This is a genomic window from Tenacibaculum sp. TC6 (assembly GCF_050606265.1).
Taxonomy (GTDB): domain Bacteria; phylum Bacteroidota; class Bacteroidia; order Flavobacteriales; family Flavobacteriaceae; genus Polaribacter.
The window spans coordinates 16,015-33,875 of the sequence record NZ_JBOCUK010000028.1; the positions used below are offsets into that span (position 1 = coordinate 16,015).

General features: G+C 27.9%; 15 protein-coding genes. 5 read left to right on the forward strand and 10 right to left on the reverse strand.

The window, feature by feature from the left end; genetic code table 11:
* Positions 1 to 11: 11 nt before the first annotated feature.
* The 5 genes from gwsS to ACQY1Q_RS13495 form a co-directional block, all read right to left on the reverse strand.
* On the reverse strand, positions 12 to 1,115 hold the full coding sequence (gene gwsS / locus ACQY1Q_RS13475) for a grasp-with-spasm system SPASM domain peptide maturase (RefSeq protein ID WP_431005844.1): 1,104 nt from the start codon (positions 1,113 to 1,115) through the stop codon (positions 12 to 14).
* Complete coding sequence (locus ACQY1Q_RS13480) at positions 1,105 to 1,323, reverse strand: hypothetical protein (protein WP_431005845.1); 219 nt, start codon at positions 1,321 to 1,323, stop codon at positions 1,105 to 1,107. The genes gwsS and ACQY1Q_RS13480 overlap by 11 nt, the downstream gene beginning before the upstream one ends.
* Positions 1,301 to 2,317, reverse strand: a complete 1,017-nt coding sequence (gene gwsG / locus ACQY1Q_RS13485; RefSeq protein WP_431005846.1) for a grasp-with-spasm system ATP-grasp peptide maturase — start codon at positions 2,315 to 2,317, stop codon at positions 1,301 to 1,303. The genes ACQY1Q_RS13480 and gwsG overlap by 23 nt, the downstream gene beginning before the upstream one ends.
* A gap of 107 nt (positions 2,318 to 2,424) precedes the next feature.
* On the reverse strand, positions 2,425 to 2,589 hold the full coding sequence (locus ACQY1Q_RS13490; protein ID WP_431005847.1) for a bacteriocin: 165 nt from the start codon (positions 2,587 to 2,589) through the stop codon (positions 2,425 to 2,427).
* Between the two features lie 105 nt (positions 2,590 to 2,694).
* Entirely contained in the window at positions 2,695 to 5,085 is a 2,391-nt protein-coding gene (locus tag ACQY1Q_RS13495) for a TonB-dependent receptor domain-containing protein (protein ID WP_431005848.1), read from the reverse strand.
* A 205-nt stretch (positions 5,086 to 5,290) separates the two neighbouring features.
* Here ACQY1Q_RS13495 and ACQY1Q_RS13500 point away from each other — a divergent pair, with 205 nt between their 5' ends.
* The 5 genes from ACQY1Q_RS13500 to ACQY1Q_RS13520 all read left to right on the forward strand — a co-directional run bounded on the left by ACQY1Q_RS13500 (position 5,291) and on the right by ACQY1Q_RS13520 (position 12,564).
* Positions 5,291 to 7,513: a lantibiotic dehydratase family protein gene (locus ACQY1Q_RS13500; protein WP_431005849.1), complete on the forward strand. Its 2,223-nt coding sequence runs from the start codon at positions 5,291 to 5,293 to the stop codon at positions 7,511 to 7,513.
* A 6-nt stretch (positions 7,514 to 7,519) separates the two neighbouring features.
* On the forward strand, positions 7,520 to 8,347 hold the full coding sequence (locus tag ACQY1Q_RS13505; RefSeq protein WP_431005850.1) for a thiopeptide-type bacteriocin biosynthesis protein: 828 nt from the start codon (positions 7,520 to 7,522) through the stop codon (positions 8,345 to 8,347).
* A 7-nt stretch (positions 8,348 to 8,354) separates the two neighbouring features.
* Positions 8,355 to 10,055, forward strand: a complete 1,701-nt coding sequence (locus ACQY1Q_RS13510; RefSeq protein ID WP_431005851.1) for a helix-turn-helix domain-containing protein — start codon at positions 8,355 to 8,357, stop codon at positions 10,053 to 10,055.
* A gap of 106 nt (positions 10,056 to 10,161) precedes the next feature.
* The gene (locus ACQY1Q_RS13515) at positions 10,162 to 10,326 is read left to right on the forward strand and encodes a hypothetical protein (RefSeq protein ID WP_431005852.1); all 165 of its coding nucleotides are present in this window, start codon (positions 10,162 to 10,164) and stop codon (positions 10,324 to 10,326) included.
* Positions 10,327 to 10,389: 63 nt separating this feature from the next.
* Entirely contained in the window at positions 10,390 to 12,564 is a 2,175-nt protein-coding gene (locus ACQY1Q_RS13520) for a prolyl oligopeptidase family serine peptidase (RefSeq protein WP_431005853.1), read from the forward strand.
* A 609-nt stretch (positions 12,565 to 13,173) separates the two neighbouring features.
* On the opposite strand, the gene ACQY1Q_RS13525 is transcribed toward ACQY1Q_RS13520, so the two are convergent.
* Genes ACQY1Q_RS13525 through ACQY1Q_RS13545 form a run of 5 tightly spaced genes read right to left on the reverse strand, consistent with a single transcriptional unit; the run spans position 13,174 to position 17,857 of the window.
* Entirely contained in the window at positions 13,174 to 13,833 is a 660-nt protein-coding gene (locus ACQY1Q_RS13525; RefSeq protein ID WP_431005854.1) for a hypothetical protein, read from the reverse strand.
* A 7-nt stretch (positions 13,834 to 13,840) separates the two neighbouring features.
* Complete coding sequence (locus ACQY1Q_RS13530; RefSeq protein WP_431005855.1) at positions 13,841 to 15,340, reverse strand: PASTA domain-containing protein; 1,500 nt, start codon at positions 15,338 to 15,340, stop codon at positions 13,841 to 13,843.
* Positions 15,341 to 15,343: 3 nt separating this feature from the next.
* Positions 15,344 to 16,054, reverse strand: a complete 711-nt coding sequence (locus ACQY1Q_RS13535) for a hypothetical protein (RefSeq protein ID WP_431005856.1) — start codon at positions 16,052 to 16,054, stop codon at positions 15,344 to 15,346.
* Between the two features lie 12 nt (positions 16,055 to 16,066).
* Positions 16,067 to 17,350, reverse strand: coding sequence for a hypothetical protein (locus ACQY1Q_RS13540; protein ID WP_431005857.1), 1,284 nt, complete (start codon positions 17,348 to 17,350; stop codon positions 16,067 to 16,069).
* Between the two features lie 3 nt (positions 17,351 to 17,353).
* On the reverse strand, positions 17,354 to 17,857 hold the full coding sequence (locus ACQY1Q_RS13545) for a hypothetical protein (RefSeq protein ID WP_431005858.1): 504 nt from the start codon (positions 17,855 to 17,857) through the stop codon (positions 17,354 to 17,356).
* Between the last annotated feature and the right edge of the window lie 4 nt (positions 17,858 to 17,861).

Here is a 17,861-nt window from a genome sequence, read left to right on the forward strand (position 1 = left end):
GAATTTATTTTTCAAACTAAACCATACTGCTGGATAACTTTTTGTTTTAGTGGATTTAAGCTCCAGTCTTTCCAAGTACAAGTACTTGGATTGTACCCGCATTTTAAAGGTTTACTATACAAGTCTAATGGGTTTTCTATAAAAGCTCTACAATCTGTACAATTAAACCTGAATTCACAACCTTTACAAGTATCTATTTGAGTTTTATTTATTTTCCAAAACTTATTAAAAGTATGCTGTTTAATAATATCTTTTATTTTTGTTTGTTTTAGGTTTCCATGTATTATATCCATAACAGGGCAATTTCTAATATTGCCTAAAGAATCTATTGAAACTTTTTTGTTTAAACACCCGTTATTTTTCTCTAAATCAGTATGATTATTAATATTTTCAAAATTTAAATTCTCCTTATTAATGACTCCGCAACACTTACCTTTATTAAAAGGGTATTGGATAAAATACAGCTTACCAAAATGAAGTGGGTAATACACTTCTTTTCTTATAGATAAATCAATAATTTCTGATTTTGGAGAGTTGTATATGTATATGTGAGATAGAGGAGAATATTTTAAAATCAAACTATTTAAATTATCAATAGACACTTTTTCTGAATAAGTGAAGTGTATTTCAATATAATTTATGTTTGTTTTATCAATTATATCTAAAATTTTTTTTTGAAATTCTAAATTATATTCAGATAAAAATCTTAATTGTAAATCATTACATCTCAATTCATCTATTTCATTAATCAATTTAATAAACATAGTTTCTGAAAAGTTATTTTCATCTACTTCAAATATGACATCTTTAAGTAAAACTAATTCATCATCGTATTGTTCCTCTCTTATAGGATATTCTTCTAGTGTTTTAGTAAAAAAACCTATTTCATTTATGATTAAAAAGTCTATAAAATCTATAAAAGACTGCCTAGAATCAATATCTATCTTATTTTCAATTTCATCAACTTTTTTTCTGTTTAAAAGATGTATTAAGTCATAATATTCATTCGATATAAAATACAATTCATTCCTTAAATAATCTATTATTAGACTTCTTTTGATACCTTTAACGACTTTACAGCTACTTGATAGTACGAAAAAACTATTATTTATCATCATTAAAAATTTTAAAATCTATTGTCTTAGAGATTTGCCTGCTAGGATAATAATGCCTCATTAAACGAGATTGAATCAATGAATTATATTTAAACATTTTATCCTCATCGTTAATATCTGTTACTTGGTTAAAGTATATTTTTCTGAAATGTAATGGAATGTTAGTTAACTCTTTTCCTGTGAATTTAATTTTCTTTAAATGATCCATTTATCAAGTATTTTGCTATTCTTTTGTCTAAATTATAATTACAAGGGTCTGAAACCATGCCATATTGCCCGACAGGGTTTATTTCAAGAAAAATATAATCTCCTTTTGTGTCTATTATTAAATCAACAGACCCACAATTTAAATCAAGTTCATTAAAAAGTTTTACAAGTTTATCTTCTGTGTTTTTAGGGAGTTTGTAAGGCTCTGTTTTATTAGGTTTCTTGTTATTGTATTTCCTAAAATCTACTTTAGTTTGATCAGAGGATTGTGAAAAAATAGCCATTGAATAAAACTGCCCGTCTAAATAAAAAGTCCTTATTTCAGATTTTTTTTCAACTTTTTCCATTATTAAAGAAGGAAAAAAATTCACTTCTTTTCTTTTTTCTAGCAATTCATCTTCTATAAGTTCTGTGTAAGAATAAAATCTATGATTCCCTATGGTATTATATACTCCATTTGAAATAGCTTTGGATATTAAACCTGTATTTCTTTTATTAAATGAAGCTATTTGATGATTATTTCTTGCAATTTTAAATGCGGGAATTCTTAACCCATGCTTTTCTGCCATTTCGTTAACAATCAACTTGTTTACGTTAAATGTGGGTCTACCTATGTTAATCTTACAGTTTTTATAAACTTGATAATATATAAAGTCAATTAGATCATTAACTTCTTTGTTTATAAGGTTATTATCTCCATTAATCAAAGATGTTAAATCAAACGTTCCATTAATTAAAGTATCTTCCTTTTTCAAATCTGTGAAACAGGATTTACTAATTCCTCTCCTACGCCACCAACATGCTTTTGCATCAAGTAAGTTAAAAACCTTATTGGTTAGTATATTTCTAAAAAAAATACCTTCTGAGTTAATCTCTTCAAATTTATGCAAATCATCATCTGCATTCATACGAATCACTTCCTCTTCAAAATAATCTAACCATTTGATTACATTAGTTGTAGAAATATCATGCTCTATAGTAAATATTAAAATCATATTTTAATTATCTTTGCATTAGTTATACTATTTGTGTCTAGCTTTTAGTATAATAACAATACACAAGAGGGTTTTTAACCCTCCTGTGTTAATTGCTGAACAATATATTAGTCACTATCGTGTCTTCCTGCATCATGGTCTGTACCAGTACATGATGTTGAATGTCTAAGAGTATGGCTAGAACCTTCCTCTACTAATTGCTCTGTTCCCCCAGTTACATTTTGTAACTCAGAAGCTGATAATTGTTCGAATTGAAAATTTGATAATTTCATAATTTCAAAAATTAAATAGTTATGCCTACTCTTTTAAAGGTTTTCAGCTTTCCCTTATTGTTGCAACAATTATTTTATTTTAAATCTAAGGTTGACTTACATTTTTTAGTTAAGCCTTTGTTTATCTTCATTATATTTACTTTTTCTTCTTCCTTGTCTTACATTCTTACTCCCTATTTTATAAGAAAGAGATATAGTAAAATTTCTCATATCATTATAAATACTTGAAAATTGTGTAAAATTTTGATATTGCTCCTTTCCTACGTTTCTATTTTGTTTAAATAAGTCATTTCCAGAAATGTTTACTTGAAGATTATCTTCAAGTAATTTAAATTTCAATCCTAAATCCAAACTTGCTCTGTTTCTTGACTTAAAAAAACCATCAACATTTGGAAAACTTTGAAAGAAGTTAATAGTAAAAAAAGATGTTCTTTTTTTATTTAGAGTAATAGTGTTTTTTGTTGAAAAATATGTCCCGTAACCATTGTAAGAAGTCAATGTTTCGTCTTCAAAATTTGAATTTGCTCTATTAAAATAAGTACTTAAAGAATTATAACTATTAAACCATTTAAAAAGAGTTAAACGATGACTAATATCTAAGCCATAAGTTAATTGATTATATAAGTTTTCTGGCTGAGAAATAATTTCATTTGAATTTTCATCTGTCAATGTAATAAAGTCTATTACATCAATAAGTTTTGAAGCATACAGTGTTAATGATAAATTATTTTTATAAATGTATGAAAACTCTAAATTATGAGTAAAAGAAGGTTCTAAGAAAGGGTTTCCTGAATCATATGAATATGGGTCTGAATAAACTCTGAATGGGTTTAAATTTGAAAAACCAGGCCTGTCTATTCTTTTTGAATAAGAGATTGATAATGAATGATTCTCTTTTGGGTCATATGATACATATGCACTTGGAAAAACATTATTTAAAGTATTAGTATTAGTCTGATTCAATGTAGGAGAAAAACCTTTTAAATAAGTGTTTTCATACCTTAGACCTATTTGAGTAATCCATTTTTCACTTAACTCTTTCTCTATTGAAATATACAAGGCAGATGTTTTTTCTTTGTATTCAAATTGATTTGTTCTGCTTAAGTTAATTATTGGATCTCCTGATGCTATGTCATAGTAGAACAAACTGCTATTATTGTTTATAAAAGTTAATTTCCCTCCTATTTCAACATTTAAAGTTTTATAAGGTAATGTGAAATCTGTTCCTAAAGACACTACTTCGTACTTATTGTCGGATTTATTCAATACTGATGTCTCTGAGTTTTTGGCACCATTACTTGACATACCAATACTATTAAAATTTATATCATTTGAACTGTTTTTTACTAAATAATCAATATTTAAACTGAATTTCTTTCCTATACTGTCCAATTTTAAATCATAATATCCATTAATAGAATGAAAACCATATTCATTTTTGTTCTTTGTTTTTGTCATTAAAATAGAATCCAAAGCATAATTTTCTTTCTGAATGAAATTACTCAAGTTATTTCCTTTCTGATTGATATCCCAAAAACTACCACTGTAAATAAACCCTGTTTCTGATTTTTTATTTATTTTATAATTTGAATTTAAATTTAGCATTAAGCCTTTAGAAGAATCTTTCCTGTTTCTTGATGTATTCCAAAATCTAGAATCATATTCTATATCATTTGTAGATACTGACTTTTTAGCTTCAGTATCAGCTGAAACATTTAATGAAATGTTTAATTTTTTATTTGCAAATTTTATATTACTTGTAGGAATAAAAGCGGAATAAGTTCTTTGTATATAAGTAGCTCCTATAGATCCATCCCAACCTAAATTAGGATTCTTTTTAGTGATAATATTTATTAAACCACTGTTTCCTTCTGCATCATATTTAGCAGGAGGAGATGTTATGACCTCTATTTTTGAAATATTATCTGAACGAATACCTCTTAGATAGGCTTCTAAATCACTGCTAGACAAATTAAGCATTCTTCCATCAACTAAAATATTTACACTGCTTTTTCCTATAATTTTAACCCCACTACTTGAAATATCAATTCTTGGTGTTCTTTGCAAAACTTCCAAACCATCTGCTCCCTGAGAGATAATACTATTTTCAACATTAAAAATTAGTCGATCAACTTTTTTTTGGATTAAAGGTTTTTTAGCTGAAATTATTACTTCATCTAATCTATTCTCATTTTGTATTAATTGAATATTTCCTAAGCTAATATTGTTTCCTTCAACAAGTATTTCTTTATTCCAATCTTTATAACCAATAAAACTAACTACTATAATATATTTTCCTTTTTTCACTTCTATTTTAAAGAAACCTTTTTCATTAGTAATAGAACCTGTGACAATATTATTGTTGATATCTTTTAAAAATACATTAGCAAATTCAATATTACTCACGGAGTCTTTTACTATCCCAGATATATTAATCTGAGAAAAAGATAAAAAAGAATTAATAATCAATGTAAGGGTTAAGAGAATTCTCTTCATTTTCTATTGTTTTGAGTTTCGAATGTACAAATAGAATCATTTCTACATAAAAGTAGTTTAATAAAATTTATAAATAGCAGCTTTAAATTTATAAATCTCAACAATTGAAAACTACAACAAACACTTTAAAAACAGTAAATTGAAAGTGTTTTGATAAGAAAATAAAGAATAATTATATTTGTAGTAGAATAAATCGTATAATTCATTGAAAAAGAAGAAAAATCCATATTACTTTATTAATCAATATTGTTTAAGAGCACCTCTTTTATCTTTAAGTACTATTACAAGTATCTTTGAAGATCAAAAAATTGATAATAACTTTTTGAAATCTCAATGGGAAAACTTGTTGATGAGAGAAGCTATATTTTTAGCATCACCATATCTACATGGAGAACTTTCAAAATGGTATGATAAAAAATTAAAAGATAGGTTAAAAATTGAACGACTAGAGCAAACTTTTCTAAAATATGTTATAAGAGCTTCTACACGTTGCACTCCTTTTGGCTTATTTTCAGGTGTAAATGTTGGTAATTTTTGTCAGGAGTCAAAAATTACACTAAAAAGTAGTTCAGATTATAGCAGATGTACTCGTTTAGATATGAATTATATAGTTTCTTTAATTGATTTCTTAGAAAAGAATGACTCTATTAAAAATCAACTACGATATTATCCAAATAGCACTATATATTCCATTTCTAATCAATATCGTTATGTAGAGTATAAGATTCAAAATAATGTGAGGCGGTATTCTCTTGAAGGAATTGAAAGTTCTCCATATATCAAAACTATTTTAGAGTCGAGTAAGTCAGGCAAATCAATCAATGAATTAGCAAATATTTTAATTGATGATGAAATTTCAGAAGAAGAGGCAATAAATTTTATAAATGAATTGATAACCAATCAAATATTAGTTAGTGAATTAGAACCTTCTGTTTCGGGAAGGGAGTCCTTTGATACATTGTTAAACACTTTGAAATCAACAAAAAATAATACAATTTATAAAGTCTTAATTTCATTGAAAACGAATATCTCACAACTTGACACAAAAAAGAATAATTCAAAAAACCGGTACATATCTATATATAAAGATCTACAAAAAATTAAGATCAATTTTGATAAAAAATACGCGTTACAAACAGACTTATTTATTAAAACTAAACAAAATAATCTTCATAATAAATATGGTAGTTCTATTTTAAAGGTTTTACCTCTACTATGTAGGATAAATAATCATGAATCAAAAAATAAAAATCTTGATCAATTTAAAAAGCGATTTATTCAACGTTACAAAACAAGAGAAATCTCTTTAGTTCAGGTACTAGATATTGAATCAGGTATTGGGTATGTTCAAAATAATACTGTTTCAGATACTGTTCCTTTTTTAAATGATATTACTCCTAAAGTAGCAATTAACACATCTATAAATAAGTCTAAAAAGAAAGTTCACGATTTTTTACATAAGAAATTATTAAATACTTTAAATTCTGATATACAATCTATCGAATTGTCTGATAAAGATTTTTATGATTTTGAGTTAAATTGGGAGAATTTCCCAAACACTTTTTTTTCACTTGTTGAACTTACATCGATAAAAAATCAAGATTATATAATTCTCAACTCAATAGGAGGAACAAACGCTACTAATTTATTGTCGCGGTTTTGTTATGGAGATAAAGAATTGAGAAAAATGGTTGAAGATATTTGTAGTTTAGAACAAGAGTTAACGGATGATAAAGTATTAACTGAAATAGTCCATTTACCAGAAGCTAGAGTTGGAAACATTTTGCAAAGACCTCATTTAAGAGCTTATGAGACTCCTTACTTGGCAAAGTCTAATTTACCAAAAAGCAAACAAGTAAATATAGATGATATTACAGTTTCAGTTAGAAACAATAGAGTTGTTTTAAAATCAAAATCTTTAAATAAAGAAATATCTCCTCGATTAACAAATGCTCATAATTACGCATACAAAAGTTTACCTATTTATCACTTTTTATGTGATATGCAATCCCAAAATAAAATAAATAATTTTGGTTTCTCTTGGAGTTTTTTACAGGGAAATTACCCTTTTCTACCAAGAGTAATATATAAAAATATAATCCTTCATAAAGCTAGATGGTATGTCGAAAGAGAGGAGGTTCAAGAAATAATAAATAATTATGACTATGATGATAAGTTACTTAACATGGTTTCTTTATGGAAAGAAAAAAGAAACTTGCCAAAATTAGTACAATTAAAAGAGGGAGATAATAAGTTACTGATAAACCTAAAAAATATAGATACTGTCAGATTATTATTACAGCAAATTAAATCTAAAAAAGGGCTATTTTTGGAAGAATTTTTGATGGAAAAAACAGCAATGGTAAAAAGAAACGATGAACGATTCGCAAATCAATTTGTGTTTTTGTTTGGGAAAAAGAAGAATTGAGTATAAATGAAAAGAAGTTTTATTATAGGAGAAGAATGGATTTATTACAAAATTTATTGTGGTAGTAGGACTTCAGATACCATCTTAACTGAAGTTATTAAACCTTTAACAGAAAATTTGTTACGTGATAAAATAATTGACAAATGGTTTTTTATAAGGTATACAGACCCTGAAAATCACTTAAGAGTAAGATTTCACTGCTCTGAATTGTCAAATCTGTGTAAGGTTATTGAAAAATTTAAAAATGCTATAAAACCGTATGTTGAAGCTGGTTTAATATGGAATATTAAAATTGACACATACCAAAGAGAGATTGAAAGATATGGGGTTAATTATATGATTGATTCTGAAAGCCTATTTTTTATTGATAGCGAAGCTTGTACAAATGCTTTAAGTCTTATTTACGATGATGAAATTTTATTTCTATTTGCTTTAAGAAGTATAGATAATCTACTATCTATATTCCAGTATAATATAGATAAAAAAGTTTCGTTTTTTCAACGAAACAAAGAAGCCTTTAAAAAAGAGTTCAATGCAGACAAAAAATTGAATAGACAATTGAACTTAAAATATCAATCATTAAGGGACAAACTAGAACAATTTATGTCGTCTAATTTAGACGATATGTATTTACCATTGTTAGATCTTTTAAGGTTAAAAAAAGAAAGAATGAAGCCGATAGTTGCAAAAATGGAGAATATAGACGATAAATTATTATCAAATTATATTCACATGATCATTAATCGTTTTTTTAGAGATAAACAACGTTTGCATGAATTAGTTTGTTATGATTTTTTATACCGTTATTGTAGTAAAGTTAATTCTAATAAATAAAAACAGTTTGAAATATAAATATTACTTAATAGTTTTTTTTATTTGTTATCCTTTATTAGTAACTGGACAAAATACTAAAGAATTACAGTATAAAGAGATAGAAGACCTATATAAAAACTCAGAATCTGACTCTACAAAATTGTTTTATGCTAAAAAATATTTAGTTAAGGCAAAAAATAACAATGATAAAGTTAGAATGGCTGATGGGTTTAAATTTCTGGCATTAATACATTATCCTGACTCTCTATCGCTTAGGTATGCTGATAGTATTATAACAATAACTAAAGGAATCAAGCATGAAAAATACCCTGCTTTGGCATATAATATAAAAGGGGCTGTTTTTTATGAATTTGGTAATTATAAACAAGCCATTGATGATTATCTAATAGGTTTAGATTATGCTAAAAAAAATCATAATGAATCTCAATATTTAACACTAAAATTTAATATAGGTCTTTTAAAAAACAATATTGGCGAGAGAAAGGAAGCACAGAATGTATTTAAAGAATATTTGGGATATTTTGAAAAGGATAATCGGACTCGAACTAAAAACTATACAAGGGGGCTTTATGCATTGGCGGATTCATATACATATTCGAATAACCTCGATTCAGCAGAAATTTATACAAAAAAAGGAATCTATCATTCCTTGAAAGAAGGGTATAATCACTATTATTCATATTTAGTTTTTAATTCGGGAGTAAATAGTTTTTTAAAAAAAGAGTATTCACAAGCATTAGATAGCTTAAAAAAAGCGAGTGCTATTTTTGTCAGTGATGGGAACGAGAAAACAAGATATGCTTTATCTTGTTATTATATAGGAAGATTATATTCAGAAACTAAAGAGAAAAAGAAAAGTATATACTATTTTAAAAAGGTAGACTCAATACTTAAACTTACACTAGATGTAACTCCAGAACTTATTGATACCTATAATTATTTAATAGATAATGCTAAAAAGGAGCGAAATGAACATGAACAACTAGAATATGTAAGTTCATTAATAAAATTTGATAGTATTTTAGATAGCAATTATAAATACTTAAAAAATACAATAACAAAAAAGCATGATACTCCTGAGCTAATAGACCAAAAGGATAAGCTAATATCTAAACTAAATAAAAAACAAGGTAAATTAAGTTCTCAATTATTATTTTTAATAATAGGGTTAATAGTTAGTTTACTAGTCATACTTTATGTTGTAAGAAAAAACTATACAAATAGGAAAAGATATAGTGATTTGTTATCAAAACTTGAAACAAAAGAACAAAAGAAAGTTAATGATATTGAATCAATAGACCCCTCTACTATTAATACTAATAATACAGGAATCCCTGAACATATTGTAAAAGATATTCTTATAAAACTTGAAACTTTTGAAAAATCTAATCAATTTACCAAAAAGAAGTATACTTTGAATTCTCTAGCGAAAGAATTAAATACTAATAGTTCTTATTTATCCAAAGTTATAAATGCAACTAAAGGTATAGGGTTTGCTCATTATTTAAATAATTTAAAAATAAATTTTGCAATAGATAAATTATCAAAAGATGAACGATTTAGATCGTATACCATAAAAGCAATTGCAGAGGATTCTGGATTTAACACAGCACAATCTTTTACAAATGCTTTTCTTAAAGAAACCGGAATTTACCCATCTTATTTTATAAAACGTATGGAGGACGATAAACCTCAAAAAAACAAATAGTTACACTTAATGTAAAGTTATTGAAATTTATAAATATCAATAATTTTAGAGTAAAAAAGTAGTTTTTAAATTATACATTGCGATGAATTTATAAATTATAATTAGTATGAAAAAAAATCAGAAACAAAAATTACACATTAACAAATTTCAAATTGCAAAAATCAATACACCACAACAGATTGTAGGTGGTAATGGTGGGAACGATAACTTGGAAGACGATAACGACCCAATAAAAACTTCACCTACAATAGGAAACAATGGTGGGATTTAAAATTAGGAAATTTAAATTGCTATTAGTGGTTTTATCACTAATAGCAATTTTAATATTTATTTAATGAAGAAAAGAATATTAATTTTAGTAGTACTTTTTGTGATATTTCAATGTCAAAAAAAGAAAGACATTTATAGTCAAAGTAAGCTGATTGAAGGGTCTTCTATTGATACTTTGCATAGAGAGATTATTAATGATCCATATAGATATATGGAAAATATTGGAGACTCTACAGTTTTAAATTGGTATAAAAAACAGACTCTTTATTCAAAACAAGAAATCTCTAAAATTAATAATCGGGAAAAAATTATTGCTCTTCAAAAATCTTTGAGTGATAAAAATACAATCAAAATATCTCATCTCAATATAGCTAATAATGATAAGTATTTCTATTTAAAATATTCCAATAATGAAAAAGTTAAACAATTGTATTTCCGAGATGGATTTGAAGGTAAAGAGCGTTTTTTATTTAACCCAGAAGATTATAAAAAAGGTTATACTATAAATTATATTGCACCAAATTGGGATGGGTCGAAAGTTGCTATAGCCATTACTAAAAATGATTTAGAAATTGGAGATATTATTGTTTTTGATATGAAAAATCAAAAACTTGAAAATGAAATGATTGAAAATTGTTGGCCTTCTTCTTTAGGAGGGATAAGATGGTTACCTGATAATTTAAGGTTTACCTATGAATACATTCCTACAATAAATAAAAAAGATAAAAATTATTTATTAAATATAGAAACTCGTTTGCATGTGGTTGGTCAAAATGCAACAACAGATTTAAATGTCTTTTCTAAAAACAACAATCCTGAGATTGAAATTAAAGAAGAAGATTTTCCAGAAGTATCATTTAAAGATGAAAACAGTAAATACATGTTTGCGAGTGTTTCAGGGGCTAGTTACTATGCAGATTACTATTATTCTTCTATCAATACAATAAATTCTCCTAAAATTATTTGGAAACCTCTTTTTAAGAAAGAAGATTTAATTAAACGGTTTTATTTAAACGGAGACAGTATAACTTATTTATCGGCAAAAAATGCTAAAAATTTTAGAATATGTAGAACTTCTTTAATTAAACCAAATTTTGACTCTCCAGAAATTTTAATTACTGAAGATAGTCTATCTGTAATTACAGATTTTGCCCTAACAAATAAAGGCTTGTTTTTTGTAAAAGCAAAGAATGGAATAGAGGCTAAATTATATAAATTAGATAATAAAAATAGAATTTCAGACATTAATATTCCCAAAAAGGCAGGTAGTATAAATGTATCTTCTAAAGGGTATCTTTATCCAGATTTATGGATTAATATAAAAGGATGGATTTCTGAAAAAGAGAGGTATGTATACAATCATGAAAATCAAAATTTTATTGAACAACAATTAGTGATAAAAAGTGGTTACAAAGAACTTTTAGCTAATGCGATTGTAGAAGAAATAGAAGTGACTTCACCTGATGGAGTAAAAGTTCCTTTATCTCTTATTTATAAAAAAGAGGTGAAAAAAGATGGTAAGAATAGAGTTTTGATGAGAGGTTATGGAGCTTTTGGCTATTCATTAGAACCTGCCTTAAATAACTATTTATTACATTGGGTTAATGAAGGGGGTATCTATGTTATAGCACACGTAAGAGGAGGAGGAGAAAAGGGAGACTTATGGTATAAGGGAGGTTATAAAACTACTAAGCCAAATTCATGGAAAGATTTTATAGCCTGTGCAGAATATTTAATTAATAGAAAATATACTTCTCCTAGTAAGCTTGTAATTTCTAGTGCTAGTGGAGGTGGTGTGCTTATAGGTCGTGCATTAACTGAAAGACCTGATTTATTTGCAGCCGCAACTATTAGAGTTGGTGTTTTTAATACCTTGAGATCTGAATTTGCTCCTAATGGGAAAAACCTATCAAAAGAATTTGGCTCAATTAAAGACTCGATAGAATTTAAAGCCCTTTTAGAAATGGATGCATATCAGCATATCAAAGATAATATAAATTATCCTCCTGTTTATTTAACAGGTGGGATTAATGATTCTAGAGTAGTTATTTGGCAACCAGGAAAATTTGCGGCTAAACTACTTAGTAGTAAATCAAAAAATAAAGTTTTATTTAATGTAGATTTTGAGGGAGGACATGGATTTGATGCAGATAAAGATAAAAAAAATAATGAATTAGCAGATATTCTATCTTTTGCTTTATGGCAGTCAGGTCATCCAGATTATCAATTAAAAAAATAATTTTGGGATGTTTTTAGAAGACGAATTGAATAAACTGAATATTTTTTTACAACGAATTTATCAACTCTTGAGTAGAAAATAATTTAATCTTTTCTTCTTTGATACGTCGAACTAAACAATCTCTTATATCATTTAGAGATATTTCGGGTTTAATAACAAGTACCTTTACACTCGGTGAAGTATTTTTAATTTGGAGAAGTAATAGCGAAGTTTCTAAATCTTGCTTATCAATCCAAAATGTAATGATTGCATTAAAATTAGTGAGTTCGTTATTTATAGAAACCCCAACATCTGTAATTTCAATAGGGATATATGTTCCTTCTTTCTTTTTAAGTTGGTAATTACAGCAGACAATAGAATTGCTACAGTAAAAAGATAGTTTTTTCGATGATAGCTCTAATGAGTATAAGATCAAAAGTAAAAGCTAATCCTACTTGTAATGCTTGATTTTTCTTAAGAGAAGAATAACGTTGTGCCACCCTAAAAAAACATTACAGTTTGTTGAGAGATTTTCTTTTCATAGATTTTTCTTTTGATTTTACAGGTATTCTAAAAAATAGAAATAGCTTCTTATTAAACTTTCTCTGAATAATAAAGCTTGAGCATATTCTACTCCAATAATATAGAATTACCATTTCGAACCATTGAACCCGGGCTTGGAGTTTGTTTTGAAAATGTAGACTCGTCAGTAACTTTTTCTGTATCTATTGTTTCACCAAAACTATATTCTAAACCATATTCGGTTAGCAATGTTCTAATTTCCTTAAAGGTTCTTTTTTTTGTAATTTCTATACCGTCATCATTTAAAACTTTCTTTTCAATTACGTTTGGTAAAAGTCGAATGATTTGTGTGTCAGAAGGTGGTACAGGTACAATGTCAAACTGAATTTCTGCAGTTGCATTTAATCCTAAGTTATATTTGTTTGCATTAGAGGCGTTTACCGGTGTGGCATACATTTTAGGTTTAAATGCTCTGGAGTTTTGTACAGGTCCATTTGTGTTTTGTTGTGATATGGATAGTGATATTTTTGCTTTGGCCGTAGTTTTAGGTATCGTATAAAAAGTAGGCTGATACCCAACATCTCGTAACATTTTTAAAATTTCAGGAGATTTATCAGGATCACTGTTATAGATTTCTAAGGTTTGACGTAATGAACCTTCATCTAAGGCAGCTTGCGCTTCTCCAACTCCTTCTCCAATAGAAGCTATAAAGTCTCCCAAGGGTGCTGCAAAAGCATCTTTTACATAATCGTATGAATTGCTTGACATAATTTTTTTAGTTTAATGGTTTTGCGAATATGACAATAACTTCTTGTCCTTCTTCTATATTAGCTCCTGGTGCCGGAGATTGTTTAAAGGATTGTCCTGCTATTAAATTAGGATCGTTAGTAGGATGGTAAACAGCATCTAGTTTTAGCTCATGGTCTAATAGTATTTTTCGAACAGCAGTTTCAGTTAATCCCAAAAGACTTGGCATTTTTCTTCCTATAGTTTCAATAGCTGTTGGGTTGGGTACAATATCAATACTAATATCGCTAACCGCAGCTCCGTTGATTCCTTTGGCACTCTCGAAATCAATTAGACCTAGCAGAGTACCTTCTGGGCCTTTTTCTACAGTAGTTTTTAAGTTTAATGAAATATTAGCAAGTTTATATTTTGAATTCAATAGTTCTTCATCTGCCTTAATTACATCTTTTACGATACTACCATATACTTTACTAGCAGATAATTTGTTAGGGTGTTCAATCGCATTAAACTCTTTAATTTCTTCCAATTCGTTAGTTATTTTTGCGTTTTTTCGCACTAAAGAATCTATTAGTGTTTGTGAAGCTGCTAACTCCATATCTTTTGTAATGATAACTTCTTGACTTACTTTTATATCATTCTGAAGCTTATCAATGCTTGATAAAAAAGCTTCTTTTTCTTGTAGTGAATTTTCTTGTGTTCTTTCTAAATCTATTACTTTTTTTTGCAGATCTAAAAATTTTGCTTCAAAGTTTTCAGCATCTTTAGCTTCGAGTTCTACAATCGTATTTTCTAATACTGAAATCTGATTTTTTAAAGTAGTTGTATATTGTTGTAGCTCTTTTTTTTCTTGAATTTCTTCTTCTAACTGTGTGTTTAATAATGTAAGGCTTGTATTTAACTCTCCTAATAACTCTTCTTTATCTTCCGCCTGAGTTCTTACTAAGTTAAATTCTGAAGTTAATATTTCTTTTTCTTGGCTTAAACTACTTATAGTAGTGTTTAAACTCACCAGTTGTCCTTCTACTGTAGTTTTTTCTTTCAACAATTCTTCTTTTTCTTTTTCTACAGTTAACATTGCATTATCAAACTCAAAAACACGTAGTGAAGAAGCTATAATAGCGTGTGTTTTTGCATTAATAACGGCTTCCTTTTTTAGGAGCCAATTTGTACCAAAGTTAATATCTAATAGTAATTTTTCTTTATATATACTTACAGTAAAGTCTGAAGCAATAACTTTTGGAAGCTCTTTTTCTGCTGTAAATTTTATAATTCTGAATGTAGGTACTCCTCCTGATTTAATAATTTCTCTAACAATTCGAATTGTTTGATTAGTTGTTGATATTCTATCCGGAATTTCAATTGTATGTGAAAATTTTGATGCTTTTATCATTAAAGCCTCTGTTAAAGAAACCCAAGAATTCAAATTTATGTTGTAGAACTGAACAACCACTTCAATACCTGTTATGGATTGGTTTGCGGCATCAAACAATTGACCTCTAAACTGTAAAAATTCTATATCCGTTGTCATAACTTATTGTTGTATTGAAATTTTAGTTAATACATTTCCTATGTTTACATCTAAAATTAAAATGTGTCCGTTGGCAATATCTACTGCATCAACTTTAACTTGAGCAGAAGCTTTTCCGTTTGCATCCGTTCTAATTTCACTTACATTTAAAAATGAAGTACCATGATTTAGTGTAGTATTTGGGTTTAATTTTTCTGTTTTTTCTTGATTGTAGTTAAACTCTACCAAGGCATCTGAAATTTTTTCTCCTGCAGCGTTAATCACTTCCACATCTATATCATATATATGGATCGTGGCTGTTTTTTTAGGTACTGCATTTATAATAAGTTGTGGTAGCCCTTCGTTAGGCACAATAGCTACAAATCTACCGGAAATAGTACTGGTTATCTTATTAGTTTCTTTAGTGTTAGTTGTACTGTTGGTAACAGGTTTAAATGCGATTGTTTTTTCATATCCTTTTTTGTAAGATTGATAAGGAAGCGATTGACTGTCAGCAAGCATATTGCTTTTTTGAGGTTCACTAGTCGTTTCTTTTTCAAATTCTGCTTCTACTTGAAGATTAAAATCCAAGTATGGTAAGGTATATAATGTATTAGGTCTTCCAAACTCATCGTAAGGTTTTACATTTCTGAGATGATTTTGGGCTTCGTTTAAGCTATCGGAAATCCCTAATAGTATTTGTTTTAAGGTTAATGCGTTATTAACTGAGCTCATTGTATTGTGTTTTTAAAATGAAAAACTATCTTTTTTATTTTTTGAACTCTTTAATGTGTCTATTCCTTCTTTTACTTTTTTTATCGTATTTATATCTACTGAAAGTTTTTTATTACTCACATTAAAGTTTTGATTTTCTTCTTTTTTTGATTTTTTATTTTGAATAAAGCCTAAATCAAAGGCATTATCTGTTTTCTTTTCTTTATTATAAATTGTATTAAATATTTCCACTTTCTTATCTATCAACCCAACTGCTTTGGTAGTTTTGTTTAGATATTTGTTAGCAGTATTAAAAAGCTTATCTACTTTGTTAATACTATTATCTACCTTGTTTACAAGCGTTACACCTTTGGAAATATTATTGTCAACACCCTGCAAGCCTATAGCCTTTGCGTTTGTAGAGAGTTGTTGTAAGCCTGAATTTACATTGATACTTACTTGCTTGATATTTTGGTAAGTATTCACCGCTTTTTGAACAGTTGTTATTGTAGTTTTCAGGGGCTTATTTTTCTTTAATTCAGGAAATGATTCGTTAGTGTTTTTTTCTTTCTTTTGAATAGAGGGTGCTATTAAACTGTTTGTTTTTTTATTCCCTTTCTGCACCTCATTAACTAAATTCTGTACTTTTTTTGCCTTTTTAATAAGTGTTGATGCAGACTTAGTTTTTTGTTTTGTTTTTTGATCAACACTAAATAGCAATTTGTCTAGTTGTTTTTTTACTATTTCTACTTGTTCTTTTCCTTTTTTAACTTTACCAATTGTGTTAGTTAGGTTGGTTTTATTTTGTTTAGTAATTTTTATTCCTGATTTTTCTGCTTTTTTCTTACTCTGCTGAATAGTTGTTATAGAAGCAGCAATTGTTTTTTTAGCTTGAATAAAACCATTTTCTTTTTTCTTTTTAGTTAAGATTTTTGAGGGAATAGAAATGGAAGATTCTTTTGTTTTTTTTTGAACAGGTATGTCAACCTTCCATCTATCCTCTTGTTTTTTATTATTTTTTTGTCTTTTCTTTTCTTCTGTTCTTTCTTCTTTCTTTTTCTGATCAATTGATCTTATTTCATGCTCATACTTTTTGTTAGTATTCGATGCTTCTTTCTTACCAGTAAGCTCAGCCATTTTGTCTTCAAGCTGCTTTTGCTCATCTAATAATGATTTTAGATTAGCATTAAAGTCTGCTACCTCTTCTAAAGACTTGCTTGTTTGTTCCCCGGAAGAAAGAAGAGTTTTAAAATCTAACTCTTCTTTTTGTTCTGGAGTTTTTTCTTTCTTAACAAAACTTTTCCAATGCTTAGCCATGGTTTATGAATTGGTATTAGTAGGTGTTGTGGTATTCGGATTTCTTTTACTTTCTAGTTCTGCTTCAATCATACTTTGTAAGCGTTGCTCAAACACCGGCGGGTTAGGCACTGTAACCAATTTGGTTCTAATAAGTGAGCTTGCTTCAGCAGAATATTGATATTTTTGAGAGTAGCTTGCAGATACTGTAGCGCTAACAGCAGCAAAACCTACGCTAAATCCGGCACTAACCGATACTGAGGCACCAAATTCTCTAGACTCCACCATAGATACTGACATTTTGCATTCAAAAAAAGTATCTACATACTGGTAGAAAGTAGGAGTAAAGCCTAACGCTAGTAGGCTATACTCTTCTCCTCCCATTTCTATTTTGGTATTAACAAGCTCCTTCGCTAAATCCATAGAAACTCTGTCTAAGGCACGTTGAGCCTGTGCAATACCAATACCCAAACTTTTAACCATTTCTGGTAAGGGTGCATTTTGTATTTCTCTGGTTATTCTACCCATTTAT